At 72.4% G+C, this 24,653-nt stretch carries 21 protein-coding genes; 13 read left to right on the top strand and 8 right to left on the bottom strand.

Annotated features, from left to right (window positions below; all coding sequences use genetic code 11):
• The first annotated feature begins 51 nt into the window (after positions 1-51).
• Complete coding sequence (locus QDR37_RS11310; protein ID WP_279713869.1) at positions 52-3,408, top strand: DUF499 domain-containing protein; 3,357 nt, start codon at positions 52-54, stop codon at positions 3,406-3,408.
• A 99-nt stretch (positions 3,409-3,507) separates the two neighbouring features.
• Positions 3,508-3,777, top strand: a complete 270-nt coding sequence (locus tag QDR37_RS11315; RefSeq protein ID WP_279713871.1) for a hypothetical protein — start codon at positions 3,508-3,510, stop codon at positions 3,775-3,777.
• Positions 3,778-4,659: 882 nt separating this feature from the next.
• On the opposite strand, the gene QDR37_RS11320 is transcribed toward QDR37_RS11315, so the two are convergent.
• Together QDR37_RS11320 and QDR37_RS11325 are read right to left on the bottom strand one after the other, a co-directional pair.
• Positions 4,660-5,544 carry an RNA polymerase sigma-70 factor gene (locus QDR37_RS11320; protein WP_279713872.1) on the bottom strand — a complete coding sequence of 295 codons (885 nt, stop codon included), beginning with the start codon at positions 5,542-5,544 and terminating at the stop codon, positions 4,660-4,662.
• Positions 5,541-6,767: an FAD-dependent oxidoreductase gene (locus tag QDR37_RS11325; RefSeq protein WP_279713873.1), complete on the bottom strand. Its 1,227-nt coding sequence runs from the start codon at positions 6,765-6,767 to the stop codon at positions 5,541-5,543. Before QDR37_RS11325 ends, QDR37_RS11320 begins: the two co-directional genes overlap by 4 nt.
• Before the next feature lie 230 nt (positions 6,768-6,997).
• Here QDR37_RS11325 and QDR37_RS11330 point away from each other — a divergent pair, with 230 nt between their 5' ends.
• Positions 6,998-8,029, top strand: coding sequence for a diacylglycerol kinase family protein (locus QDR37_RS11330; protein WP_279713874.1), 1,032 nt, complete (start codon positions 6,998-7,000; stop codon positions 8,027-8,029).
• 9 nt (positions 8,030-8,038) lie between these two features.
• Here the strand turns inward: QDR37_RS11330 and QDR37_RS11335 are convergent, their stop codons facing one another.
• Entirely contained in the window at positions 8,039-8,485 is a 447-nt protein-coding gene (locus QDR37_RS11335) for a hypothetical protein (protein ID WP_279713875.1), read from the bottom strand.
• 138 nt (positions 8,486-8,623) lie between these two features.
• Here QDR37_RS11335 and QDR37_RS11340 point away from each other — a divergent pair, with 138 nt between their 5' ends.
• Both QDR37_RS11340 and QDR37_RS11345 read left to right on the top strand, forming a co-directional pair.
• Positions 8,624-9,280, top strand: coding sequence for a HEAT repeat domain-containing protein (locus QDR37_RS11340; RefSeq protein ID WP_279713876.1), 657 nt, complete (start codon positions 8,624-8,626; stop codon positions 9,278-9,280).
• A gap of 93 nt (positions 9,281-9,373) precedes the next feature.
• The gene (locus tag QDR37_RS11345) at positions 9,374-10,837 is read left to right on the top strand and encodes a glycoside hydrolase family 3 protein (RefSeq protein ID WP_279713877.1); all 1,464 of its coding nucleotides are present in this window, start codon (positions 9,374-9,376) and stop codon (positions 10,835-10,837) included.
• Between the two features lie 4 nt (positions 10,838-10,841).
• On the opposite strand, the gene QDR37_RS11350 is transcribed toward QDR37_RS11345, so the two are convergent.
• Together QDR37_RS11350 and QDR37_RS11355 are read right to left on the bottom strand one after the other, a co-directional pair.
• Complete coding sequence (locus QDR37_RS11350; protein WP_279713878.1) at positions 10,842-11,060, bottom strand: hypothetical protein; 219 nt, start codon at positions 11,058-11,060, stop codon at positions 10,842-10,844.
• Positions 11,061-11,064: 4 nt separating this feature from the next.
• A complete protein-coding gene (locus QDR37_RS11355; RefSeq protein WP_279713879.1) occupies positions 11,065-12,033 on the bottom strand; it encodes a hypothetical protein in 969 nt (322 codons plus the stop codon).
• Between the two features lie 107 nt (positions 12,034-12,140).
• On the opposite strand from QDR37_RS11355, the gene QDR37_RS11360 reads away from it, so the two are divergent.
• Complete coding sequence (locus tag QDR37_RS11360) at positions 12,141-13,274, top strand: histidine kinase (RefSeq protein WP_279713880.1); 1,134 nt, start codon at positions 12,141-12,143, stop codon at positions 13,272-13,274.
• Positions 13,271-13,927: a response regulator transcription factor gene (locus QDR37_RS11365; protein WP_279713882.1), complete on the top strand. Its 657-nt coding sequence runs from the start codon at positions 13,271-13,273 to the stop codon at positions 13,925-13,927. Before QDR37_RS11360 ends, QDR37_RS11365 begins: the two co-directional genes overlap by 4 nt.
• A gap of 1 nt (position 13,928) precedes the next feature.
• Here the strand turns inward: QDR37_RS11365 and QDR37_RS11370 are convergent, their stop codons facing one another.
• Positions 13,929-14,399: a group II truncated hemoglobin gene (locus QDR37_RS11370; protein ID WP_279713883.1), complete on the bottom strand. Its 471-nt coding sequence runs from the start codon at positions 14,397-14,399 to the stop codon at positions 13,929-13,931.
• Between the two features lie 82 nt (positions 14,400-14,481).
• Between QDR37_RS11370 and QDR37_RS11375 the strand changes: the two genes are divergently transcribed.
• The 3 genes from QDR37_RS11375 (at position 14,482) to QDR37_RS11385 (ending at position 17,977) form a co-directional block, all read left to right on the top strand.
• Positions 14,482-15,915 carry an HNH endonuclease signature motif containing protein gene (locus tag QDR37_RS11375; RefSeq protein WP_279713884.1) on the top strand — a complete coding sequence of 478 codons (1,434 nt, stop codon included), beginning with the start codon at positions 14,482-14,484 and terminating at the stop codon, positions 15,913-15,915.
• Between the two features lie 91 nt (positions 15,916-16,006).
• A complete protein-coding gene (locus QDR37_RS11380) occupies positions 16,007-16,708 on the top strand; it encodes a YciI family protein (RefSeq protein ID WP_279713885.1) in 702 nt (233 codons plus the stop codon).
• Between the two features lie 24 nt (positions 16,709-16,732).
• Positions 16,733-17,977: a sigma-70 family RNA polymerase sigma factor gene (locus tag QDR37_RS11385; RefSeq protein ID WP_279713886.1), complete on the top strand. Its 1,245-nt coding sequence runs from the start codon at positions 16,733-16,735 to the stop codon at positions 17,975-17,977.
• A 31-nt stretch (positions 17,978-18,008) separates the two neighbouring features.
• Here the strand turns inward: QDR37_RS11385 and QDR37_RS11390 are convergent, their stop codons facing one another.
• Positions 18,009-19,406: an FAD-binding oxidoreductase gene (locus tag QDR37_RS11390; protein ID WP_279713887.1), complete on the bottom strand. Its 1,398-nt coding sequence runs from the start codon at positions 19,404-19,406 to the stop codon at positions 18,009-18,011.
• A gap of 399 nt (positions 19,407-19,805) precedes the next feature.
• Between QDR37_RS11390 and QDR37_RS11395 the strand changes: the two genes are divergently transcribed.
• The 3 genes from QDR37_RS11395 (at position 19,806) to QDR37_RS11405 (ending at position 22,147) form a co-directional block, all read left to right on the top strand.
• Positions 19,806-20,777, top strand: coding sequence for a plastocyanin/azurin family copper-binding protein (locus QDR37_RS11395; RefSeq protein ID WP_279713888.1), 972 nt, complete (start codon positions 19,806-19,808; stop codon positions 20,775-20,777).
• 97 nt (positions 20,778-20,874) lie between these two features.
• Positions 20,875-21,264: a VOC family protein gene (locus tag QDR37_RS11400; RefSeq protein ID WP_347882105.1), complete on the top strand. Its 390-nt coding sequence runs from the start codon at positions 20,875-20,877 to the stop codon at positions 21,262-21,264.
• Positions 21,265-21,319: 55 nt separating this feature from the next.
• Positions 21,320-22,147 (top strand): universal stress protein, encoded by an 828-nt coding sequence (locus QDR37_RS11405; RefSeq protein ID WP_279713889.1) that lies wholly within the window; start codon positions 21,320-21,322, stop codon positions 22,145-22,147.
• Here QDR37_RS11405 and pepN read toward each other — a convergent pair.
• Positions 22,144-24,582, bottom strand: coding sequence for an aminopeptidase N (gene pepN, locus QDR37_RS11410; protein ID WP_279713890.1), 2,439 nt, complete (start codon positions 24,580-24,582; stop codon positions 22,144-22,146). The genes QDR37_RS11405 and pepN overlap by 4 nt on opposite strands.
• Positions 24,583-24,653 lie beyond the last annotated feature (71 nt).

Below are 24,653 nucleotides of genomic sequence, written 5' to 3' on the forward strand. Positions count from 1 at the left end.
CGAACTACGTTCGGCGGCAATGAACCGCCCTGCTGTGCAGAAAGTATCTATATGGCGACATCAAATCGGGATCGCATCGGACGGATGTTCGAAATTCTTGCGGAGGCACTCGATCCCTTCATCACGGAGCTGCTGTCACCGCAGATCGGTGACTCCGACTGGGTTCTCGTGGTCAAGCTGGCCGACCAGGAAAAGGGAATCACCGGCAAGTCTTACAGTCGAAAGGACCCTGGGCTTCAGCTCCGAATGCTGACTGAGGGGCTGACGGGCAGAGTCAAGCCGGGCTGGTACCCCTTCAAGGGTGTGGTCACCAGAGAGCATGAGGCGTACGCCAGCCTCCTTCGCGAGACCCGTAATCAATGGGCGCACAACGCTTCGTTCGACGACGACTCTGCGCTTCGCGCGCTCGACTACGCCCGACTGCTCCTGACGGCTGTCGGACGAACATCCGCCGCCGGCAAGGTTGATGCCATCCGCCTTGATCTCCGCCGCATCGCTACGGAGAAGCAGGACTCCCGAACGCTGAAGACGTTGACCGTCGTGCCAGGCACTTCCGGCGTTGCGCCCTGGCGTCAGGTGCTGAAGCCGCGAGACGAGGTGGCAACCGGCAACTTTCAGTCGAGCGAGTTCGCGGCGGACCTCTACAAGGTTGCGCGGGGCTCAGGCTTGACGAGCGGCGAGTACGCCGACCCGGCTCAGTTCTTCGCACGCACGTATCTCACGGAGGGGTTGCAGGACCTGATTGGCCGAGCGGTGCGTCGGCTGTCCGGGGACGCCAACGCGTCGCCAGTGGTGAACCTGCAGACGAATTTCGGCGGCGGCAAGTCGCACTCGATGCTCGCGCTGTGGCACCTGGCCGGTCGCTTGCCGCTTGAGCGGTTCCCGCAGGCCGCGCAGGAGCTGCTAACGGCGAACGGGTATCCCGCCGAGGGCATCGCCGCGACACGAGTAGCGCTCGTTGGTAACCACTTCGCACCTCAAGGGGAGGCGAAGGCCGACGGCACTCGGGTGCACACGCTCTGGGGCGAGCTCGCCTGGCAGCTCGGCGGGCGGGACGGCTACGAGATCGTTCGTGAGCATGACGAGAAGCACACGAATCCTGGCGGCGATCTTCACGTGCTGCTGGCGAAGTACGCACCCGCCGTCATCTTGATCGACGAGTGGGTCGCCTACGCACGTCAGCTTTATGGCCGAGAGGATCTCGCGGGCGGCACCTTCGACACGCAGTTCACCTTTGCGCAATCGCTCACCGAGGCCGCGAAGTCCACTCCGGGCGTGCTGCTGGCCATCTCCATCCCTGCCTCGCACGACGGTGACGACAGCGCTGAGGTACCTGGCGCGGCGGAAGAGGTAGGCGGCTCGAACGGCATGGAGGCGCTCAAGCGTCTGCAGAATGTGGTGCGTCGAGTAGCCGACCAGTGGCGGCCCGCCTCGAGCGACGAGGCCTACCGCATCGTGAAGCAGCGCCTGTTCGAAGCGGAGGACGCGAAGGCGCTCGCCCAGATCGCCGCGACATCGAAGGCGTTCGGCGAGTTCTATCGCGCAAATCAGCTGGAATTTCCGAAGGAGGCGCGCGACCCGCAGTACGAGCGACGGATCCAGCAAACCTACCCGCTGCATCCGGAGCTGTTCGACCGGCTGTACGAGGACTGGTCATCGCTCGAACGGTTCCAACGTACCCGCGGCGTGCTTCGGTTGATGAACGCTGTCATTCACGCGCTCTGGGCCGGAGAGGACCAGGGACCGCTCATCTTGCCGGGCTCCGTCCCGCTCGCTGTCGCTTCGGTGAACGCTGAGCTGACCCAGTACCTGCAGGACTCATGGAAGGCCGTCATCGATGCCGACGTGGACGGCGAGAACTCCGAGCCGGCGCGCATCGACGGCGACAAGCCGGTGCTTGGGCAGCGGTCGGTGACCAAGCGTCTCGCGCGCACCGTCTTCTTCGGCGCGGCACCCACCATCGGCACCGCGCACAAGGGCATCGACACGCAGCGGGTGTTCATCGGCGCTGCGGTCCCTGGCGACATCGTCGGCAACTTCCACTCCGCGCTGACGCAGCTCGGCGATCGGACGACCTACTACTACTCGTCCGCCGGCAAGCACTGGTACGACACCCACGCCAACATCACCCGCCGAGCGAAGGACGCAGCGGAGGCTCTGCACCAGGAGGACGTCTGGGCGGAGATCGTCAAGCGTCTGCGCAGCGAGGAGCGCCTTCGGTCCGACTTCGCGGGCGTGCATGTCGGCCCGACCGACTCAGCGGACATCCCGGACATCGACCAGGCCAGGCTCGTCGTCCTGCACCCGAGGTTCCCTCACCGGCGCAAGATCGCCGATTCCGCGGCCCTCAACTTCGCTCAGCAAGCGACGGAGCGGCGCGGAACGGGGAACCGGACCAACCGCAACATGGTTGTGTTCCTCGCGCCCGACGAGGAGCGCCTGGCCGAGTTGGACCAGGCAGCGAGGTCCTTCCTGGCCTGGAAGGAGATCACCGCGAAGGCGAACGAGCTCAATCTCACGCCGCAGCAGCTGTCTCAGGCCGAGGAGAAGTGCCAGCAGTTCAGCCGCACCGTGGACGATCGCCTAGCGCTCACCTACGTGTGGGTGCTGAACCCGGTTTCGCCCGACCCCGGCTCGCCGTTCCAGCTGGAGGAGGTGAAGGTCGACGGGCAGGCTGGCTCGCTTGCGGAGCGCGTCGCCAAAAAGCTCGGCAGTGCCGGCGCCTACTCGACGCAGCATGCGGCGCGGTCGATCCGCCTGGCGCTAGATACCCAAGTGCCAGCGGCTTGGTCGACGGGCCACATCTCCATCGGCGCGCTGTGGAGCCTCTACGCGCAGTACCCGTACATGCCGCGGCTTCGGTCCCGTGACGTCCTGACCGACGCGATCGACGGTCAACCGCTGCTCTGGCAGCTCGAGGGATTCGCTGTTGCCGATGGGTATGACGAGTCAGCAGGCCGCTACACGGGGCTCTGGCTCCCTGGCGAGACCGGACGAAGCCCGTTGTCCGATGCGAGTCTGATCGTCAAGCCGGGGCCTGCCGAGGCACAGCGCAACACTGACCGCGCGTCCATTTCGTCCGATCGTGAGCGGGATGTAGTTGCTCCTGCGGACCCAAGTACTCCGCCACGGTCGTTCGTCGGCGATCAACCGCCAACGCACCCTGCGAAGCGGGTCCCGACCCGATACGTCGGCAGCGTACCCATCAATGCGGATCGCTACTCGGCCGACTTCGCCAAGGTCGCAGCCGAGGTGCTGGCGAACCTCGCAGCGTCCGGTGCGCAATTAAAGATCTCGCTCGCGATTGACGCTGTTCTCCCTGGAGGTTTCACCGAGCAGCAGCTCAGGACCATCCGGGAGAACGCATCCACGTTGAAGTTCACCACCAACGAGTTCGAAACGGAGTAAGGCCCGGGCGCCGGTACTGGCCATCCTGTCTACCCCATCTGTTGAGAGGATCAAATCCTGTCCGAAGAACTGTCCTTATTTGAAGCGAGCCCGGAGGAAGTGGGCAATGCGCCGAAACGGATGTCGGATCGGCAACGGGCAGCCCTGCGAGATGCGTTTGCCCGCCTCGGTGTGGCAGCTGCGAAGGATCAGTTCGCGCTGGTTGAGACACTCACGGGTCAGCGCATCACCTCGCCACAGGATCTCGACAACCGACAGGCCCAGGCGCTCCTGATTCAACTCAACCGGCGCGCTGACCAGGCAACGCGGGTCTCGACCGGCAACGCATGGGCGGATCGTGAGGAGGAGACCTGGATCGACAAGTTGTGACGTGAGACGGGCGAGCTCGAGCACCTGCTCCGCGCCGGCGCCGCCCCCATTCACGATCGCGAGCGTGCAGGAGCAATTCTCGTCGAGGTTGAAATCGCCTCTTCTATGCAAGCGCGTTCCCTGGTATGAACAACGCGTGCGTCGGACAGCGAGGCCCGGGGATGTTCTTTCGACTCGGTCGCCGAGCGAACGGAGGACCGGTCCTCGGGCCCCCGCCACGACGGTGGCTGTCCTCGCTAAAGAGCTTGGCCTTCCTCAACCAGTAATACTGCGTACCCTCCGCAGCGGGGGGTTCAGCGTCCGGTTGGTCGATTCCCCGCTGTCACGGTCTGCCGTCGCCTGGGTGCGCAAGTCGCTGGCTGCGAGGAGTGCTGCGACCGGACGCGGCAAGGCAAAGAGCAAGCAACAGGGCGCTCGACGGCACCGCACGATGAAGAGGGAGATCGCTACGGCGCTGTCCACTCGCGCTCCGAGGACGGCCGCCGACTCGATCGCATGGGTCCGGGATAAGCACCGGCAGTCGCTCAAGCAGTGCGAATCGCTCCCGCTCAACAGTCCGGTCCGCGCGACACGGCTACGTGAAGTCTTGAAGCTGCAGGCTGCTTTTGAGCTGGCGGTGCGGCAGACGTGGGGTTCCAGGTTCCGCTCCGTGAGGACGCCACAGGCGACGCCCACGGTTGGAGCTGCGGGAGCGGACGCAGTGCGACCGTTCGCGGGACTGCCCGCCGTCACATACGGGCCAAAAAGCGACCAGTACTACGACAACCCGGTTTACGACAAGTGAGGCGCTCACGCACGAGGTGAGCGAGGAGACGGTTGACGTTAGTCGAGTAGCGCGCCCGGAGCGTTTCTGCTGCGAAAGCAGGGCAGACAGCGTGGCGTTCAGTGCCGTAGGAGCGGCGTCTCGGCCGCAAGCCGTGCGAGCTTCTCCGGGTTGCGGACGTAGTAGAGGCCCGAAATGCGGCCCGACTCCACTCGTGCTGCCAGCACCCCATCCACCTCGCCGTCGAGCGCGACCACGAGAGCCGGGCCGCCGTTCACCGTTGCGGCGTCGACGGTGACCATGCCGCCGGCCTTGCCGAGTGCGCCGAAGAGGAACCGAACCACCTTGTCCGCGCCGAGGATGGGACGCAGCGCCGCCTGTCGGATCCCGCCGCCGTCGGCCACCAGCGTGACGTCGGGGGCGAGCACATCGAGGAGACCCTGGACGTCGCCGGTCTCCATCGCTCGCCGGAAGGAGTCGAGCGCGGTCCGGACCTCGCTCGAGGGAACGTTCACCCGCGGACGGCGAGCGGCGACGTGCTCGCGCGCCCGATGGGTGATCTGCCGGACGGCAGCGGGGGAGCGGTTGACCGCGGCGGCGATCTCGTCGTAGCCCACGTCGAACACCTCACGCAGCACGAACACGGCCCGCTCGAGCGGCTCGAGCGTCTCGAGCACCAGCAGCATCGCCAGTGACAGCTGCTCGGCCAGCTCCGCGTCCTCGGCGACGTCTGGCCCGGTGAGCAGGGGCTCCGGGAGCCACTGCCCGATGTAGGTCTCGCGGCGCCGCTGCGCGGTCCGCAGCCGGTTCAGCGCCTGCCGGGTCGTGATGCGGACGAGGTACGCGCGCTGATCGCGCACCTCCGCGAGGTCCACCTCGGACCAGCGCAACCACGTCTCCTGCAGCACGTCCTCCGCGTCCGCGGCCGAGCCGAGCAGCTCGTAGGCGACCGTGAAGAGCAGGTTGCGGTGCGCTACGAATGCGTCTGTGGCTGGGTCAGTCATGCGTCCCCGCTCGTCGCCACCGCGTGCTCATGGACGTCGAGCATGGCGATCGTGGCGTCGTGCTGCACGTCGGCGACGCGGTTCCCGCGGGCGGGCTCGCGCAACCACCAGCGGAAGGCGCCGGGGTGACGGGCCTCCATCGCGAGCTCCCAGCGGATGCTGCCGCAGATCGTCCGCTTCAAGGCCGCGCCGCCGCGGCTCCGGATCACGAGGGGCGTCGGGACGTCGTCCCGCCCCGACACCTGGAAGAGCCCGCCTCTGCGGCCGAGGCTGAGGCATTGGCCGGCGAAGGCGACCTCGACCGGGCGTGGCGCCCTGCCGTCGATCCGGCTGAGCACGGTCTCGGCGGCCTGCGGACCGAGCTGCATCGCCGCCTGGCAGCTCATCCGGTACGGCGCGTCCGAGGGGGACGCCGCGTCGCCGGTCGCGACGATCCGCGGGGCGTCGATGCTCGTCAGCGTCTCGTCGGTGAGGAGGCGGCCTGCGGCATCCGTGGCGAGGCCGCTGCGGCGGGCGAGCTCTGGGACGCCGAAGCCGGTGGCCCAGGCCGTGATGCCGCTCGGGATTGTTCGCCCGTCGGCGAGCGTGACGCTGTGCGCGTCGACCGCGATCACCTCGGTGCCGTCGCCCTGCAGCACCGTCACGCCGAGGTCAGCGAGTCGTTGCGCGACAGCGTCACGGCCGCGAGTGTGCAGGGAGGGGGCCAGCAGGGTGCCGCAGAGCAGGGTTACCCGGCGGCCGGACTCTGCGAGCTCGGCCGCGAGCTCGATCCCGGTCGGGCCGGCACCGACGACCGTCACCAGAGCGTCCGGGGACGCCAGCAGCGCCTCCCGGAGCCGGCGGGCCTGCTCGAGGCCGGCGAGTGGCAGCGCGTGCTCCGCCGCACCGGGCACCCGCGGAGCGGCGGACGTGCTGCCGACGGCATAGACGAGGTAGTCGTAGGGGAGCGCGTCGCCGTCCTCCAGCTCCACCATGCGGTCGGCGCTGTCGATGCGCGTCGCGCTCCCGACGTCCAGCCTCACGCGGGGGTTCAGGATCCGGGCGAAGTCGAGCTCGGCCTCGGAACCGCGGGCGACGTGCTCGTGCAGCCGGATCCGGTCGACGAAGCGCGGCCGCGGGTTGAGCAGCGTCACGGTCAAGTCCTGGTGGCTCGTGAGGCGGTTCGCCGCCATCACGCCGGCATAGCCGCCGCCGATCACAACGACGGAGATGGGGTTCGACACGGGGTCTCCTTGTCCTGAGAACCAGACTGTCTTGGGGTTCGAACACGAGACACCGGCGGAGCCGTCGGTGTGACAGGTCGGCCGGAAAGAGGCCGACGGCCCGCCTCGGCCCTGGCAGTCCGCTGCGAGCCCCCTCCGCCTGTGGAGAGGCGCGCTGCTTGTCCGGTCCGGTCCGGAACACTGGCTGCCGCGTCGGGACAGCACCCGGCGACGACGACGAGGAGCCCTTCATGACCGCACCGACCGATTCCGGGCGGCGTCGCCTCGCGGCCGTCGTCTACAACCCCGTGAAGATCGAGGTGAACGAGCTGCGCCCGATCGTCGAGGCGGAGGAGCACGCGGCCGGCTGGGAGCCGACCCTCTGGTTCGAGACCTCGGAGGAGGACCCGGGCGGCGGGCAGGCCCGTGAGGCCCTCGAGGCCGGTGCGACCATGGTGCTCGCCGCCGGCGGCGATGGGACGGTCCGCGCGGTCGCCGAGGTGCTGGAGGGCTCGGAGGCGTCCCTCGCCCTGCTGCCCTCCGGCACGGGGAACCTGCTCGCCCGCAACCTCGACCTCACGCTCAACGACGTGCAGCACTCCGTGCACGCGGCCTTCGCGGGCGGCGACCGCTCCATCGACGTCGCCCTCGCCGACGTGTACCGCGAGGACGGCAGCCACACCCGCCACGCGTTCCTCGTGATGGCCGGCTTCGGCATCGACGCGAAGATGCTCGCCGCCACCGACGACGAGCTGAAGGCCAAGGTCGGCTGGCTCGCCTACGTGAAGGCGCTCGTCACGGTGCTCCGCGACAAGAACGTCCTGCGGCTCCGCTTCAAGCTCGACGACGAGGGCGTGCGGCGGTACCGCGCCCACACGATCATCGTCGGCAACGCCGGCTCGCTGCCCGGCAACATCCTGCTGCTGCCCGACGCGGCAGTCGACGACGGCCAGCTCGACGTCGTGATCCTCCGCCCGGAGCAGATCATCGGCTGGCTGCAGGTGATCGTGAAGGTGGTCTGGGAGAACGGCGTCCTGAGCCGCACGCCGCTCGGGCGGCGGTTCCGCACCCGCGAGGTGAAGGCGCTCAACTACCTGCGCGGGAAGACGCTCCGGATGCGGCTGAGCCGTCCCGAGGAGGTCGAGCTCGACGGCGACCCCTTCGGGAAGGCGGTCGGCCTGGTCATCCGCGTCGCCGCGGGCGGGCTCACCGTCCGGGTGCCCGCGGACGTCGCAGAGAAGCCTCAGCAGCCGGCGGAGGAGCTCGCCCCAGCCGAAGCCTGAGCTCCGCGCCTATCGCGCGGTCGCGAGCGCCAGCAGGAACTGGCCGCCGCCGGGCTGGATCGTCGTTGCGACGCGGAGCTCGGGCGCGAGCCGGGACAGCCGGTCGATGAGCCACTCGCCGGCCTGCTCGGCGTCGTCACGCGTGGGGCAGCGGGCGACGACCTCGCGGCCGCCCTTGCGGGACAGCCGTTCCACGGTCTCCACGATGGGCGCGGGATCGACGACGAAGAGCTGCGACGGCCACGGCACGACCGCCTTCACCGCACCCTTGCGGGTGTTGCAGGCGCGGTGCGCGAGCCGCTCCGGTGCCGGCGCACCCTTCTTCGGCTTCGCGCTCGTGACGGCGTCGATGCTGGGGCCGCGCGGATCGTTCACGCTTCTGTCGGGATCCACCGGCTCGTCGCACAGCCAGCAACGCCAGCCCTCGCGGTCGCCCACCTCGGTCAGGGTGCTCACGGCGTCGACGCTACGGGGTCACGGCACCCCCGTTCGTCGTGCGTCGCTCGACGGAGGGCGTCATCCGCGCAGCGTCCTCGGCGGTTCCGTCGAACATGGAGGGATGACCGTCCGACCCGCCTCCCCGGCAGGGCAGCGTTGAACCTCGAGGACCTCGCCCTGCGCCTCCGCGCCGCCGACGGGTCCGCCCGGATGCGCGCCGCGATGGACGCCGGCTCGAGCCCGTACCCGCCGGCCGCGGAGCTGCTCGTCGAGCGCTGCGGCATCGAACCGGACTTCTTCGTGCGGGACATGCTCACCTGGGCGCTCACGCGCCTCCCCGCGGATCGCACCGTGCCGCTGCTGGTCGAGGAGCTGTCGTCACCGTTCCCGCAGGCGCGCAGCCAGTCGCTGCACACGCTGTCGAAGATCGGCGACCCGCGGGCGCTGCCCGCGCTCACCTCTGCGCTGCTGCACGACGAGGAGGACGAGGTCGCTCGCGCCGCCTGGCGCGCCGCTGTCGCCCTGACGCCGATGGGGGAGCGTCCTGCGCTCGCGGCCGCCCTCGCGACGGAGCTCGGGCTCCGCAGCAGGGAGTGCTGGCGCACCCTCTCGGACTCCCTCGTGCGCCTCGGCGAGTCCGCCCGGGATCCGCTCGAGCACCGCGCCGCCACCGGCGCCTTCCTCGTGCGCGTGCACTCGCGCGCGACGCTGCTCCTGCTCGACGGTCTCGCACCGAGCTTCCCGACGGCGGTGGAGGAGGCCGAGCGTCTCGCGCTCGAGGTGGCCGCGCCCCCGAGGAGCACCGCCGACTGACGCCGCCCGTTCCCGCAGCCCGGCATCACGAGCCGTGCCGAGGAGAACGGGGCTCGCGGCTGACCCTCCGACTGGCCCCGCCACAATCGGTGCATGCCGCGGAACTCGAGCGACCTGCGACGCGACGCCGCGACCGTGATCCAGCCGGGCTTCGCCGGCGCTGCGCTGCCGGACTGGGTGGAGCGGCGACTCCGCGACGGCCTCGGCGGTGTCTGCCTGTTCGCGGAGAACGTCGGCACGCCGGAGGAGGTGCGGGCGCTGACCGACCGCATCCGCGCCGCACGGCCGGACGCCGTCATCGCGATCGACGAGGAGGGCGGCGACGTCACCCGCCTCCACGCCCGCGGCGGCTCGCCGGAGCCCGGCAACGCGGTGCTCGGGCGGCTCGACGACCTCGTCGCGACCGAGGCGTCCGCGCGGCGGATCGGCCTCGAGCTGGTCGCTGCGGGCGTGAACCTCGACTACGGGCCGAGCGCCGACGTGAACGTCGACCCCGACAACCCCGTGATCGGCACCCGCAGCTTCGGCGACGACGCGGAGCTCGCCGCCCGGCACGTCGCGGCGTGGATCCGGGGGCTGCAGTCGACGGGCGTCGCGGCGAGCGCGAAGCACTTCCCGGGTCACGGCGACACGGCGGTCGACTCGCATCACGGGCTGCCGGTCGTCGGCGTGCCGCTGTCCGTGCTCGAGGCGCGTGAGCTCGTGCCGTTCCGGGCGGCGATCGCCGCCGGCGTCGCGACGATCATGACCTCGCACATCGTGCTGCCGGCGCTGGACCCCACGACGCCGGCGACGATGAGCCGCGCGATCCTCACCGACCTGCTGCGCGAACGCCTCGGCTTCGAGGGCGTGATCGTGAGCGACGCGCTCGACATGGCCGGCGCCTCGGGCGAGATCGGGATCCCGGCGGCCGCCGTGCGGTCGCTCGCCGCGGGCGCGGACCTGCTCTGCATCGGCATTCGGAACACCGACGAGCAGATCCAGGGCATCGAGGACGCGATCGTCGCGGCGGTCGGATCGGGCGAGCTGGCGGAGGAGCGGCTCGCGGATGCCGCGCGTCGGGTGCGCGGGCTGGCGGTACCGCACACCCCGTCCGATGCGACCGGCGTGCTCGATCCGGGCCGGATCGCCTCGACGTTCGACGTGTCGGAGGGCGCCCGGCGGCGGCTGCACCAGGGCGGCGACTGGGCGGTGCTGCGGCTCGAGACGAAGCCGAACGTCGCCGTGGGGGAGTCGGTCTGGGGGCCGTTCGCGGCAGTCGCCGCCGATCCGGGGTCCGACGCCGCCCGGCGGTTCGGCGGCTGGCCCGTCGTGCCGGTGGATGCGACGACCGAGCACCGCATCGAGAGCCCGTTTCCGCGGGTGCTCGTGATCGGCCGCGACAACCACCGGCACCCGGCGGTGCGCTGGATCGTCGACGACCTGCGGGAGCGCGGGATGGAGGTCGTCTCCGTCGACATGGGCTGGCCGTCCCCGGACCGGCGCTACGCCGACATCGCGACCTTCGGCGCCTCGCGGGCCGTGGGGCAGGCGCTGCTCGAGCTGCTGACCGCCTGAGCGCCTACTCCGGCGTCTCCTCGACGACCCGCTCCGGAGAGGCCGCGCCGCCGGGGAAGAGCGGCAGCTCGTCCCGCTCCTCGCGCGAGCGCCCCGCGCTCGTCAGCGTGTCGTTCGCCTCGGCGGGCTCGCCGTGCGGCTCCTGCACGGGCGCGTCGCGGTGCTCGTCGCCGGCGGTGTCCGGGTCCTCGGGATGCGGCATCAGCGGTTCGGCCATCGACATGGGGTCAGGCTGCGGCGTCCGCGTGAACAGCGGCTGGACGCGGCGCCTCGAGGGTCTGGGGACGGGTCCGCAGCACGAGGAGGACGGCCGCGGCGACGGCGGCGAGCAGCGCGGTCGCCGCGCTCACCGTGAGCAGGTCGGGACGCAGGAGTGGCTGGCCGCGCAGCGCCTGCCAGGCGAGCAGTCCGATGACGCTCGCGTAGCCCGCCGCCGCGACGCGCACCAGGCGGACCCGGGTCCGCAGGTCGAGCGGGGTGAACGCGGCGAGCAGCCACGCGAGGATCGGCAGCGCCTGCAGCGCGTGGAGGCCGGCGAAGTGACCGATGCGCAGGTCGCCGTGCAGCGTGCTCCAGTCGGTGAGCGGCAGGCCGGGACCGCCGTCGGGCGCGCCGATCGTGTGGCCGCCGCCCGGGTTCCAGGTGGTGTTCGCGATCATCAAGCCGGCCTCGGCCATGCCGAGCAGCGCGAGCAGCAGCCCCCAGCGCAGGCCCGACGCGATGCCGGCGTCGGTGCCCCGGATGCGGATCGCGAGCAGCGCGAGCGCCGCGGTCGCGAGGAAGACCAGCGAGACGAAGCCGCCCATCGACTCCCAGACGACGGCGTCGAACGGGCTGCTCACGTTGAAGTGGCTCGTCGTGCCGCGCAGCACCTGCAGGTCGATGAGCACGAGCTCCGCCGTGAGCCCGACGCCGAGCGTCGTGCCGATCGCGAGCAGGAGGCGCCGATGGCCGCGCACGAGCGAGGCGATCCACTGCAGCGTCGCCATGTAGATCGTGATCGAGATCCCGAACTTCGCGGGCTTGAGCCAGGCGGGTGCGCCCTGGATCGTCCGCGCGTCGAGCACGAGGCCCGCGAGCGCGACGACGAGGGAGACGGCGGCGATGCCGGCGCCGAGGAGGAACACGGTGCGCGGCTCGAGGCGGCGTGCGCGCAGCAGGGCGGCCGTGGCCGGCAGCAGGGGCGAGGTGGTCATGGGGCGAGGCTGCTCTCGCGCCGCACCGGGCACATCGGCCCTCGGGGCAGGGGCGTCTCCGTCTGCGGGACGAGGCGGATCCGCCCCGGATGCGGGACGCTGGGCGCATGAACGGCCAGGATCCCGACGCCGCGAGTGACGCCGACGGCCTGCGCACCGACCGCATCTACGCGGCTTTCGCGGGCCTCGCCGGTGCCCTCGCGGTCGTCGAGGCGGCCGGTCGCTGGTGGGAGCTGCCGCTGATCGCGCTCGCGCTCCTGCCGTGGGCGCTCGCCGCCGCCGGCCGCGGCCCGCGCCTCTGGCTGTTCACGCTCCTCGCCATCGCTCCCGTCGTCCCGGTGGTGCTCGGGAACCACGCCGGCGTCGTCACCTTCCTCACCACGGGTGCGGTGAGCCGCTTCGCGGTGCGCTCGGACGACCGACGGCTGCTCGTGCTCGTCACCGCGGTGGTCGTCGTCCTGCCGTTCCTGCCGGCGCTCGGACACATCGACCCGTGGGCGTACGGAGCGCCCTACTTCGCGTTCGGCGACCTGTTCGGCGCGCTCATCGGGTTGCTCCTGCGGCGCGCGAACCGCCTCGCGGCCGAGCTCCGCGCGGTGAACGGGCGGCTGGCGACCGCGGCGGCGCGCGAGGAGCGGCAGCGCATCGCCCGCGACGTGCACGACCTCGTCGCGCACTCGCTCACCGTCGTCGTGCTGCACGTCGGCGGCGCGCGACGGGTGCTCCGCGCGGACCCCGGAGCGGCCGAGGAGGCGCTCGCCGAAGCGGAACGCGTCTGCCGCGAGGCGCTCGACGGCATCCGCGGCGTCGTCGGGCTGCTGCGCGAGGAGGGCGACCGGCCCGTCGTCACGCTCGAACTGGCCTCGATCGCGGACGCCTACCGCGCGGCCGGTCGGTCCGTCGAGCTCCGCGTCGACGGCGATGAGGACGCGCTGCCGCTCGCGGTCCGGGTCGCGGTCTACCGGGTGGTGCAGGAGGGTATCGCGAACGCGGCGCGGCACACCAGGCAGGGCGAGCGGATCGAGGCCGAGGTCGCGGTCGGCGGGGATGCGGTGGAGGTTCTGGTGCGCAATCCGATCGGTTCGTCCGAGGCCCGGCCCAGCGCCGGCGGCTACGGCCTCGTCGGGCTGCGGGAGCAGGTCGAAGCGCTCGGCGGCCGCATCACGGGCGCCGCCGTCGCCGGCGAGTGGGTGCTCTCGTGCTCGCTGCCGCTGCGGGTGGCGGCCGGGAGCGCGGCGTGAGCCGGCTGCGGCTCGTGCTCGCCGACGACCAGGCGATGGTGCGCGCCGGTCTCGCGCTCATCCTCCGCGCCGAGGACGACCTGACCGTGGTCGCCGAGGCGCCCGACGGCGCGGCCGCGCTCGTCGCGGTCGCGCGGCACGCACCCGACCTCGTGCTCATGGACGTCCGGATGCCCGGCACCGACGGGCCCACGGCGACGCGGCGCCTCAAGGCCGAGCCGGGCGCCCCGGCCGTGCTGATGCTCACCACCTTCGACGATGACGAGGTGCTCGAGGCCGCGCTCGACTCGGGCGCCGACGGCTTCGTGCTGAAGGACAGCCCGGCCGAGGCGCTCATCGCGGCGGTCCGGGCGGTCGCAGCCGGCGGCTCGTGGATCGACCCGCGGGTGCTGCCGCGCGTCATCGCTCGCGCGCGGCGCCCCTCCGGGCCCGGCGGGCACGACGCGCGGCTGCTGCAGTCGCTGACCCCGCGGGAGACGGACGTACTGCGACGCATGTGCCGGGGCGACAGCAACCAGGAGATCGCGGACGCGCTGCGGATGGGGGAGCGGACCGTGAAGACGCACGTCTCCGCGGTGCTCCTGAAGCTCGGGGCGCGCGACCGCGTCGGCGCCGTGGTCGCGGCGCTCGACGCCGGGCTGCCGCGCGACTGAGTCAGGACTCCTCGACGCCCGCACCCGGGACCCGCCCGTCCCACGACCACTGCTGCACGGGAAGGTCGCGGGGGCCCTCGTCGGTGGATCCGTGGTGCCGGTACATCGAGTTCCAGGTGGCCCAGGCGAAGTAGTCGTGCAGCACGGTCGCGAGCCGCTCGTCCCGATCGAGGCCGACGTCCCTGAGCGCGGCGTCGAAGCACGCGACGGCGCGCTCGTTCATCTCGTCGTGCGGCCCGTTGCCGCTGTGCAGGCGGACCACGTCCGCCTCTGTGCCGTAGCGCTCCGTGTACTCCGGCGGTCCGCCGAGCGCCTCCGCCCAGTAGGCCGCCAGCCGCTCGATGTGGTCGTCCCGGAAGCCGTGCGAGAACGCGTGCGACACGACCGGGTCGGCGAGCACGCGCGCATGCCACGCGTCGGCGAGGCGGCGCAGGCCGGGTAAGCCGCCGGCGCCCTCGAAGAGCGTGGGCATGCAGGAACAGTGCCACGAGGGCGCGACGAAGGGCAGGGGGGTGAGCCGAAGGGCTGTCGGAGGGGGATGAGAAGGTGAACACATGTTCGAAGAACGGGCTGCGCAGGCCGAGCGGCCGCGCGCCGACGTGCCTTCGGACCTGCTCTGGCTCGAGGCCTCCCTGCACTCGATCGAGCTCGCGTACTGGGCCGACACCGCGCGCTGCGACCCGGAAGCGCTGAAGGCCGAGCTCGAAGACCACGACGACCCGATCCACGCCGTGTTCAACACGCTCAAGGCCGCCGAGCGCGAGGTGCGGCGCGCGGAGGCGACTCGCGTCGAGGCGCTGTTGGCGGCCTACGACCTCACCCTCGCCGATGTCGTCGCGCGGTTCGGCCGTACCCACGGCGGCCGCGGCGGTTCCGCCGCGCGATCGTTCCTCAAGCAGGCGGCCGCCGAGGTCGGCACCACCGAGGGCGCGCTCGGGCGACAGCTCGACACCGCGATCGAGGTCCGCACGACCATGCCGCTCACCTGGCGCGCGTTCCTCGAGGGCCGGGCGCCGTGGCGCGCGGTCGACCTCGCCGTGGCGCAGAACCTCGGCGTGCCTCGGGACCGGATGCCGGAGTACGACGCGGTCGCCGCAGAGCTCGTCGAGCGCACGCACGCCGCGCGGCTCAAGGACCGCCTGCGCCGCGCCCGCGAGCGCCTGCTCATCGACACCGCGACCGAGCGGCGGAAGGCGGCCGACGCGGGGCGGCGCGTCGACTTCGAGCCGCTCGACGACGGCCAGGCGGTGCTCACGATCCGCGGCCCGGCACCCGAGCTCGTGGCGATCGACGCCGCACTCACCGCATCCGCCGTGGCGGCGAAGGGCGAGGCCGGCGAGACCCGGTCGATCGGCCGGCTCCGCTTCGACATCGTCGTCGACCTCGTGAACGAGTGGCTGCAGGCCGGCATGCGGCTGCCCGAGGCGGACGCCATGGTGACGTGCCGTCGGGGTGTCGCGGTCCAGCTCTTCCTCACCGTGCCGGTGCTCTCCCTGCTCGGCAAGGACACGGCACCCGCGGTGCTCGAGGGCTACGGCCCGATCGACCTCGAGCAGGCCCGCGAGCTCGCCGCCTCGGCCCCCAGCTTCACCCGGGTGCTCACCGACCCCATCCGCGGCATCCGCCTCACGATGGACCGCACCACCTACCGGCCCCCTGCGGACCTCCGCAGATGGATCCGCCTTCGAGATCCCGAGTGCCGCGACGCCGGGTGCCCTCGGTGCGGGCGCCTCACCGATCTCGACCACGCCGAGGAGTGGCAGCACGGCGGCGGCACGAACGCCGCGAACCTCGTCGGCATCTGCCGCAGCATGCACCTGCTGAAGTCGATGGGTCTCTGGTCCGAACGGCTCGAGCCCGATGGCTCCGTGGTCTGGACATCGCCGTGGAGGCGGACGATCACCGACCCGCCGCTCGAACCCGGCGAGCCCGCGCCGCGCGAGCTCTGGCCGACCGGCGTCTTCGCCGACGACGACTGCCCGTTCTGAGATCGATCTTGCGGCGGGTGTCCTCCGGCCGGTGTGCTGTCCGTCGTACGGATGAGCGCCCCTGCGGGCGCGACGATCCGAGGAGGAACCCATGCAGTACCTGATGCTCGTCCGCGTCGACCCCGACCTGCCCGTGGCCGCCGACGCCGATGTCGAGCCCTGGGTCGAGGAGGGCGCCCGCACCGGGATGCGCCTCGACGGCAACCCGGCCGAGGACCCGAGCACCGCGACCACCGTGCGCGTCCGCGACGGCGAGACCCTCGTCTCCGACGGCCCGTTCGCCGAGGTCAAGGAGTACGTCGCCGGCTACGACCGGTTGCAGGCCGACAGCCTCGAGCAGGCCGTCGCCTACGCCGCGAAGCACCCGGTCGCGAAGTTCGGTGCCATCGAGGTGCGGCAGGTGTGGGAGGGCTTCGTCGACGACGCCGACGACGTGCCCGCGCCGCGCGAGTCCGGCGTCGACTACCTCTTCCTGCACGTGCCCGACCGCGAGCTGATCAAGACCGCGACCCGGGAGACCGGCGACCCGACGGAGTGGGTGCGCAGGATCGAGCAGCGCCGCGCCACGCTCGGCGGCGACCGGCTCCGCGACGAGCCCGACACGAGCGCGACCGTCCGGGTACGCAACGGCGAGACGCTCATCACCCGCGGACCGTTCGCCGAGACGGCGGAGCAGATCGCGGGCTTCGACCTCGTGCGCGTCGACGACCTCGACGAGGCCCTCGAGCTCGCCGCCACCCACCCCACGTCGCGCATCGGGGCGATCGAGGTCCGCCCGCTCGTGATGTCGTGACGGCTGGATCATGAAGCTGTCGTCGTGACGGAGCCGCTTGCTGCCGCGTTCGCGGACGAGTGGGGGCGCGTCGTCGCCACCCTCGTCCGCGTCACCGGCGACTGGGCGCTCGCCGAGGACGCCGCGGCCGAGGCGTTCGCCGCGGCCGCCGTCACCTGGCAGCGCGACGGCGTGCCCCGCTCGCCCGGCGCGTGGCTCACGACCGTCGCGCGCAACCGCGCGCTCGATCGGCTCCGGCGCGCCGCCACCGAACGCTCGGCGCTCGAGTCCATCGCGGCGCTGCAGGAGACCCGGGGCAGCGGAGGGGAGGAGGACGCCGTGGAGCCCGACGACGTGCCCGACGACCGCCTGCGCCTGGTCTTCACGTGCTGCCACCCGGCGCTGCCGCTCGAGACGCGGGTCGCGCTCACGCTGCGCACCCTCTGCGGCCTCACGGTCGACGAGATCGCGGCGGCCTTCGGCGTCGCCGAGCCCGCGATGGCGAAGCGGCTCGTTCGGGCTCGGCAGAAGATCCAGCGCGCGCACATCCCGTACCGGGTGCCGAGCGGCGCCGCCCTGCCCGAGCGGCTCGCCGGCGTGCTCGCGGTGCTCTACCTGCTCTTCACCGAGGGCTACGCGCCGAGCGGCGGCGACGACGTGGTGCGGCCGTCGCTGTCGGGCGAGGCGATCCGCCTCACGCGGGTGCTCGCGACGCTGATGCCGGGGGAGCCGGAGGTGCTCGGCCTCCTCGCGCTCGAGGTGCTGCAGGACTCGCGCCGCGCGGCGCGGACCACGGCGGACGGCGCGCTCGTCCCGCTCGAGGAGCAGGACCGCGGCCGCTGGGACGCGGACCGGATCGCGGAGGGCCGGCGCGCGCTCGAGGCCGCCGACCGGCTCGGCGGCCCGGCGGGTCCCTACCTGCTGCAGGCGCGGATCGCGGCTGAGCACGCCCGCGGCGACGCGGCGGACAAGCACGCGATCCTCCGCTCGTATGACGCACTCGTGTCGCTCACGCCGTCGCCCTACGTGGCGCTCGCGCGGGCGATCGCGGTCGGGGCCGCCGACGGGCCCGACGCGGGCCTCGGCGCGCTCGCCCGGCTCCGCGCGACGGGTGCGCTGCCCGGCAACCACTACCTGCCCGCCGCGGAGGCGGACCTGCTGCGCCGCGCGGGCCGGCACGGCGAGGCGGCGGCCGCCTACCGCAGCGCGCTCGACCTCGTGCGCAACGGGGCCGAGCGCGACTTCCTCGAGCGACGGCTCGCGGAGGTCGCGCCCGGCCCGCGTCCCTGAGCAGGTCCTGCGCCGGCGGGTTCGGGCGGCGTCAGAGCAGCGGCAGCGCCGCCTCGGCCGGCTCGCCGGAGGGCAGCTGCACGGCGTGCCCGAACCGCATCAGGTTGTCCGGGTCGTAGCGGCGCTTCGCCTTCGTGATCGCGTCGTAGGCGTCCGGGCTCCAGGCGCGGGCCCGATCCTCGGCGTCTCCCGGTCGCCCGTGGAAGTTCACGAGCGTCCGCCCGGTCGACCAGGGGCGGAGCGCCTCGAGGAACGCGGCGATGGCGTCCGGCACCATCGCGGCGATCGGCGGCGCGAGCACCCCGACCGCCTGCGTGATCCACGCGGCGTCGCGGCCCGAGACCGCGTCGAGCACCGGCGACGGCTTCCCGAGGGCACCGCCGAGCAGGCGCAGCTCGACGAGCAGCGCCGGGAACTGCTTGCCGGGCCCCGCGACGTCGAGCAGCGCGCGCTGCGCGTCCTCGTCGAAATCGGTGAGCAGCGCACCGCCGTTCTCGAAGGGCAGGGGGTCGGCCGGATCCATGCTCACGAGGTCGACCTGCTCGTAGCCGAGCGGTCCGACCATGTCCATGACGGGCGTCGACACGTGGCGCATCGGGGCGATGAGACGGTCGCCCTCCTCGGCGGTGCCGGGGTAGGCGAAGCGGAGGTGCACGAGGAACCGGCCGCGGATGGGCTCGGGGATGAACTCCTCCGGCGGCAGCCGCAGGAGCGCGATCGACGGGCACGCGTCGTCGGGCAGCCCGGCGACCCAGGCGCGGAAGGCGGTGAACACCTCCTCGGCGTCCTCGCCGGGGTACATGATGCTGCCGCCGTAGAAGTCGGTCAGCGGGATGAGGTCGAGCTCGAGGCCGGTGACGACGCCGAAATTGCCCTTGCCGCCCTTCAGCACGGCGAAGAGGTCGGCGTCGTGGCCGGCGTCGACGGTGCGGCTGCGGCCGTCCGGGGTGACGACGTCGATGCTGCGCACGAAGTCGGCCGCGAAGCCGAACGCGCGGCCGAGCACCGGCAGGCCCCCGCCGAGGATGTAGCCGACGATGCCGACGTCGCTGCTCGAGCCGTTCAGGGCGATGAGGCCGTGCGGCACGATCTTCGGCAGCAGGTCCTTCCACTGCACGCCGGCGCCGACGCGGGCGGTGCGGGCGGCGATGTCGACCTCGACGTCCTTGAGCAGCCGGGTGCTGATGAGGAGCCCGTCGTACATCGCGTCCGTGACACCGTGCCCGGTGGACTGCGCGGCGATCGGCAGCTTCTGCGCCGCCGCCCAGCGCACGCCGGCCGCGACGTCCGCGGCGCTCGCGGCCTCGAGCAGGGCGTCGGGCTCGTGCTGCACGGCGACGTTCCAGGGCCTCGCGGCTTCCGCGAAGCCCTCGTCCCCGGGCCGGAGCACCCGGCCCTCGACCTCGTCCTGCAGATCCGCGATGGCCATGGCGACCGTCATCCGTGCTCCCGCGATGCTCAGGTGCGGCCGCGTCGCCGCACGCCGCACCGACGCTAGGGGCGCGGCGCAGGGCGAGGCCATACGTGGTTCTGCGTATCCCGGGACCTTCGGCCCTCTTGCGGCGCCTGCGCGGCGGGTCCAGCGTGACGACGGCTCCGCGGCCGCGTGCCCGGCGCCGATTGTGAGGCGTGGATGGGTGGAGCGTCGCGCGCGGCGGTCTGAGGACCGGGACCACGCGTCGGCGGGTCGAAGCAGCACCTGGGACGTCCCCGCCCTCGAGACGGGCCCGCCGGCCACGCCGGATCGAGCATCCGGTCGCCCGGTTCCGCCGCGCCGCCCTCTGCCGGCGCGGCATCGCAGAACCTCGAGCATGAGAGGTAGAGGCCGATGTCGCCTTCTCCCACGTACCGTCGGGAGCGCAGAGTCCTGCAGCTCCTCCTCGCCTTCCTGATCGCGCTCTTCCTGCCCGCCGCGCTGATGGGCGCGGCGACCTCACCGGCGCACCACCATCCCGTCACCTGGCGGGTGCTCGCCGGCAACCAGTCGCACGACCTCGCCATCCAGGGCATGTCGTACCTGCCGAAGAACATCTGGATCGACGCCGGCGACACCGTCCACTGGGTGGCCAACTCGGCCGAGCCGCACACGGTGACCTTCCTCGCCGCCGGGCAGACCCTCGCGAGCACGCAGCCGTTCAACCCCGGGAACCCGCAGCAGACGACGGTGGTCGGCGGCTCCTCGTACGACGGGCACTCCTACTACAACTCGGGCGTGCTCACGACCGAGGCGCAGTTCGGCTTCGGCATCACCCCGGTGCAGAGCTACTCGCTGCGCTTCCCGCACCGCGGCACCTTCACCTACTGGTGCCTCCTCCACGGCGCCGCCATGAAGGGCGTCGTCCACGTGCAGCGCGCCGGGGCGCACTACCCGTACACGCAGCGTCAGTACGACGCGCAGGGCGTCCGTGCCGCGAACCGGATCCTGAGCGACGGCTACGACCTGTGGGAGGAGACCGCCGAGCACGCGAGCAACCACAGGGTGCTCGAGGGCAACGACGACGGGACCGCGATGGTGATGCGCTTCATCCGGCCGACCGTGCACGTGCGCGTCGGGCAGTCCGTCACGTTCGCGAACATCGGGATGGGCGCTCCCCACACCGTCACGTTCGGTCAGGAGCCCCCGAACCCGTTCCCGCCGTCGGGTGACCCGAAGCACTACGCCGGAGGGAACCTGAACTCCGGGATCCAGCCGCCGGGCGCGAGCTTCACCGTGACGTTCACGAAGGAGGGGACGTTCTCCTACATCTGCGCGCTCCACGACTACATGGGGATGGTCGGCAAGGTGGTCGTCGAGGACTGACACCATCTGCACGAGACGGGCGGCGCGTGTCCTCCGGGGCGCGCGCCGTTCGTCGTGCTGACGATGGCGCGACGACGCCGAGGAACTGGAGGACGAGATGGTGGACATGCTGCTCGAGCTGGTCGTGGTGCAGGTCGCCGACGTCGACCGCGCGAAGGCCTTCTACACGGCGCAGGCGGGCTTCGTGCTCGACCACGACGTGCAGCCGGCGCCCGGGGTGCGGGTCGTGCAGGTGACGCCGCCCGGCTCGGCGTGCTCCATCGGCTTCGGCTCGGGGCTGCCCGTCTACGAGCGCGACGGGGGCCCGATCCGCGATCTGCACCTCGTCGTGACGGACCTCGACGGCGCGATCGCCGAGCTGCGCGGGCGCGGCGTCGCGGTGAGCGAGCCCGTCGACGTCGGTGGCGGCGTGCGCTACGCCGGCTTCGCCGACCCGGACGGCAACAGCTACGAGCTGCAGGAGCTCGCCTGGCGGCGCGGCGTCTGACCTGCTCGACCGCGCGCTCTGGACACGGCCCGCGGTCGGGCGTATCACTGCCTCCATGACGCGGCGCGTGGTGGTCGCCTGGAACGGTTCGGCGGCGGCGGGCGAGGCCCTGGAGTGGGCGGGACGGCACTACCCGGAGGCGGAGCGGATCGAGCTCGTCGAGGTCGACGGGCGGGGGAGCCGCGCCGATCCCTCGCACCGTGACGCCGAGGCGGCGGCCGAGGCGCTGCGGCGGCAGCGGCCCGGTGCGGCGGTGGCGGTGGCGCACGAGCACGGCGACCTGGTCGAGACCCTCGCCGGCCGGACGGCGCCCGACGCGCTGCTCGTGCTCGGCGGCCGGGAGCACGAGGAGTCGCGGCTCGGGCACCGCACGTCGACCGCCTACCGCGTCGTGCTCGATGCCGAGGGGCCGGTGGCCGTCGTGCCGCAGGCGTTCCGCGGCGGCAGCGCGGTCGTCGTCGGCATCGCCGGTCCCCACGACGACCCGTGCGTCGTGCTCAGCGCCGCGGAGGAGGCGACGCGGCGGCACCAGCGGCTCGTCGCCGTCCACGTGCCGAAGCCGCTGCTCGGCGTCGGCCTCGGCGCGCTGCCCGGCGAGTCCGTCGCGCAGGCCCGCGAGCTGCGGGACCTCGAGCGGATGGTCGACGACGCGCTGGCGCCCGTGAAGGAGCGCTACCCGAGGCTGCCGGTCGCGAAGCACGTGCTCCGCGGCCGCGCCGCCGACGTGCTGCTCGCGGAGGCGCGGTCGGCGTCGCTGCTCGTCATCGGCCGCGACGACGCCGCGCCCCGCGACCGGCGGCCGGTGACGCACGGCGGCATGCTGCTGAGCCCCGCGCCGGTGGTCGTGGTGCCACCGGGCACGGAGCTCGCGCAGGCCTCCTAGCCGGCGTCGCGGGCGGCGAGCATGCGGCGGCCCGTGTCGACGCCGTCGAGCAGTGTGGTGCGTACCGTCGGGTTCACGCCGTCCTGGTGCGCGGCGCCGGTCGCGGCCTCGAGGAACGACTGGTCGAGCACCGCGAACGGGAACATGCCGCGGATGATGCCGAGCTGGCCGAGCATGCCCGCGTCGCCGAACGAGGCGAGCACCTCGAGGTAGCGCATCGGGTACTCGGCGAGCAGCTCCCCCTGCAGGGGCCGCCAGAAGCTGCGGGCGACGCGGCCGCGGGCTGGGCCGGCGGGCACGCGGCGCTCGATCATCATCGCCTGCCAGAGCTCGCGCTTCGCCTCGGCGTCCGGCCGCGCGCCGCGGGCGGCGAGCGCTGAGGCGAAGGCGTCGGGGTCGGGGTCGCGCTCCTGCAGGGCGGTCACCGCGGCGTCGTCGAGCCGGCCGAGCTCGGCCTGCCGGATGAGCACCCGCCAGGCGAGGTCGACGTCGTCCGCGGCGGCGCGCTCGAGCAGGTCGAGCTGCGCCTGCTCGGTCGCGACCGCGGCGAGCGTGCGGAGCGCCGGCTGCCGGTGCTCCCGGGACTCCGCGAGGGTCTCCGCGGTCGCGGCGAGCCGGGCGGCGAGCTCCGGGATCCGGTCCGTGGGCGTCCAGAGCTCGACGGCCGAGAGCGCCAGGGTGAGCAGCCCTTCGACGACGGCGGGGCTCGTCTCGACCGCGAGCACGTCCGTGACGACGTGGGCGAACGCCTCGCCCTCGAGCTCGCCCTTCACGAGCATGTCCCAGAACGTCGTGACCGCGAGGGTGCGCGAGAGGGCGTCGGGCAGCTTCGCCGCGTGCGCGCGGAGCGCGACGAGCGACGCGGCGTCGGGACGGACCGCGGCGAAGGTGAGGTCGCCGGCGTTCACGAGCGACACGGATCCGCCGGGCAGCTCGATCGGCGTCTCGCGGCCCGACACCTCGACGGACACGCGGCCTGCCGGCACGAGTTCGTCGCCCGCGATGTCGAAGCCGGCGATCTCGAGCCGGTGCGGTCGCGGACGGCCGCCGTCCGGGGCGGTGGCGACGAGCGTCGAGCCTGCGAGCTCGAGGGTGTCGGTGCCGGCGCGGTCCAGCCAGTCGGTCGTCCAGGCGCCGAGGTCGCGGCCGGAGGCGGCGGCGAACGACGACATGAGGTCGTCGAGGCGCGTGTTGCCCCAGGCGTGCCAGTGGAAGTAGGCGCGGAGGCCGTCGACGAACGCGTCCTCGCCGAGGTAGGCGGCGAGCTGGTGCAGCACGGCCTCGCCCTTGTCGTAGGTGATGTCGTCGAAGTTCGCCATCGCCTGCTGCACGTCGGGCACGTCGCCGCGGATGGGGTGCGTCGCCGGCCCCATGTCCTGCCGGTACCCAGCGAGCTTCGAGTCGAGGAGGTCGGTCGCCCACGCGTCCGTGTACTCGGTCGCGCCGACCATCGCCCAGGTCGCCGCCCACGAGGCGAACGCCTCGTTCAGCCAGAGGTCGTCCCACCAGCGCATCGTCACGAGGTCGCCGAACCACATGTGCGCCATCTCGTGGAGGATCACGTTCGCGCGGCCGGAGCGCTGCCGGAAGGTCGGTGCGCTGCGGAAGAGGAAGGCGTCGGTGTGGGTGACGCTGCCCCAGTTCTCCATCGCGCCGCCCATGTCGGGTACGAACACCTGGTCGTACCGCTGCTGCGCGAACGGGAAGTCGAAGCGCTCGCCGAACCAGGCGAGGCCGCGGGCGGTGAGGTCGAAGAGCTCGTCGGCGTCGCGCTCGAGGAACGGCACGAGCGACTGGCGGCAGTAGAGGCCGAGGTCGTAGCCGCCGACGGTGCGGCGCACCTGGTGGAAGGGGCCCGCGTTCACGACGGTGACGTAGGGGGAGAGGGGCGGGGTCGGCAGGAACGTCCAGCGCTTCGCGTCGCCCTCCGGCTCGACCTTCTCGGGCGCGCTGTTGTTCGTGACGGTCCACGTCGCGGGCGCCAGGGCGGTGAAGCGGTGCACGGCCTTGAGATCCGGCTGGTCGAAGCACGCCCAGAGCCGTCGGGCCTCGTCGGGCTCGAACGTCGTCCAGAGGTAGACGAGCCCGTCCTTCGGGTCGACCGTCCGCAGCACGCCCTGCCCGGCGTCGGTGTGCGACTGGCTCGAGACAACGACGAGCTCGTTGAACGAAGCGAGGCCGGGCAGAGGCAGACGCCCGTCGGCGACGGTGCGGACGTCGAGCTCGGTGCCGTTCAGGCTCGCCCGCTCGACGTCGGCGACGACGTCGACGAAGGTGCTGCTGCCGGGGGTCCGGCAGGTGAACGCGATCGTCGAGGTCGCCCGGATCGTCGGACCGTCGAGCAGGCCGGTGAGGTCGACGTCGATGTCGTAGCGCTCCACGGCGAGCAGCGCCGCGCGCTCCTCGGCCTCGGCGCGGGTCAGGCTGGCGGGCATGGATCCTCCTCGATCGGGCAGCGGCCGCTCGTCAGGCTATTGCGCGGATGGTGGGACCCCACGGAGTGCGA

The sequence above is a fragment of the Amnibacterium sp. CER49 genome (assembly GCF_029846255.1).
In the GTDB taxonomy this organism is placed as follows: domain Bacteria; phylum Actinomycetota; class Actinomycetes; order Actinomycetales; family Microbacteriaceae; genus Amnibacterium.

Coding starts and splice junctions, on each gene's coding strand:
- QDR37_RS11320 (WP_279713872.1), bottom strand. CDS start 5,544: ATGACTGACCCAGCCACAGACGCATTCGTAGCGCACCGCAACCTGCTC.
- QDR37_RS11395 (WP_279713888.1), top strand. CDS start 19,806: ATGTCGCCTTCTCCCACGTACCGTCGGGAGCGCAGAGTCCTGCAGCTC.
- QDR37_RS11330 (WP_279713874.1), top strand. CDS start 6,998: ATGACCGCACCGACCGATTCCGGGCGGCGTCGCCTCGCGGCCGTCGTC.
- QDR37_RS11310 (WP_279713869.1), top strand. CDS start 52: ATGGCGACATCAAATCGGGATCGCATCGGACGGATGTTCGAAATTCTT.
- QDR37_RS11380 (WP_279713885.1), top strand. CDS start 16,007: ATGCAGTACCTGATGCTCGTCCGCGTCGACCCCGACCTGCCCGTGGCC.
- QDR37_RS11390 (WP_279713887.1), bottom strand. CDS start 19,406: ATGGCCATCGCGGATCTGCAGGACGAGGTCGAGGGCCGGGTGCTCCGG.
- QDR37_RS11360 (WP_279713880.1), top strand. CDS start 12,141: ATGAACGGCCAGGATCCCGACGCCGCGAGTGACGCCGACGGCCTGCGC.
- QDR37_RS11345 (WP_279713877.1), top strand. CDS start 9,374: ATGCCGCGGAACTCGAGCGACCTGCGACGCGACGCCGCGACCGTGATC.
- QDR37_RS11355 (WP_279713879.1), bottom strand. CDS start 12,033: ATGACCACCTCGCCCCTGCTGCCGGCCACGGCCGCCCTGCTGCGCGCA.
- QDR37_RS11375 (WP_279713884.1), top strand. CDS start 14,482: ATGTTCGAAGAACGGGCTGCGCAGGCCGAGCGGCCGCGCGCCGACGTG.
- QDR37_RS11350 (WP_279713878.1), bottom strand. CDS start 11,060: ATGTCGATGGCCGAACCGCTGATGCCGCATCCCGAGGACCCGGACACC.
- QDR37_RS11405 (WP_279713889.1), top strand. CDS start 21,320: ATGACGCGGCGCGTGGTGGTCGCCTGGAACGGTTCGGCGGCGGCGGGC.
- QDR37_RS11370 (WP_279713883.1), bottom strand. CDS start 14,399: ATGCCCACGCTCTTCGAGGGCGCCGGCGGCTTACCCGGCCTGCGCCGC.
- pepN (WP_279713890.1), bottom strand. CDS start 24,582: ATGCCCGCCAGCCTGACCCGCGCCGAGGCCGAGGAGCGCGCGGCGCTG.
- QDR37_RS11400 (WP_347882105.1), top strand. CDS start 20,875: ATGGTGGACATGCTGCTCGAGCTGGTCGTGGTGCAGGTCGCCGACGTC.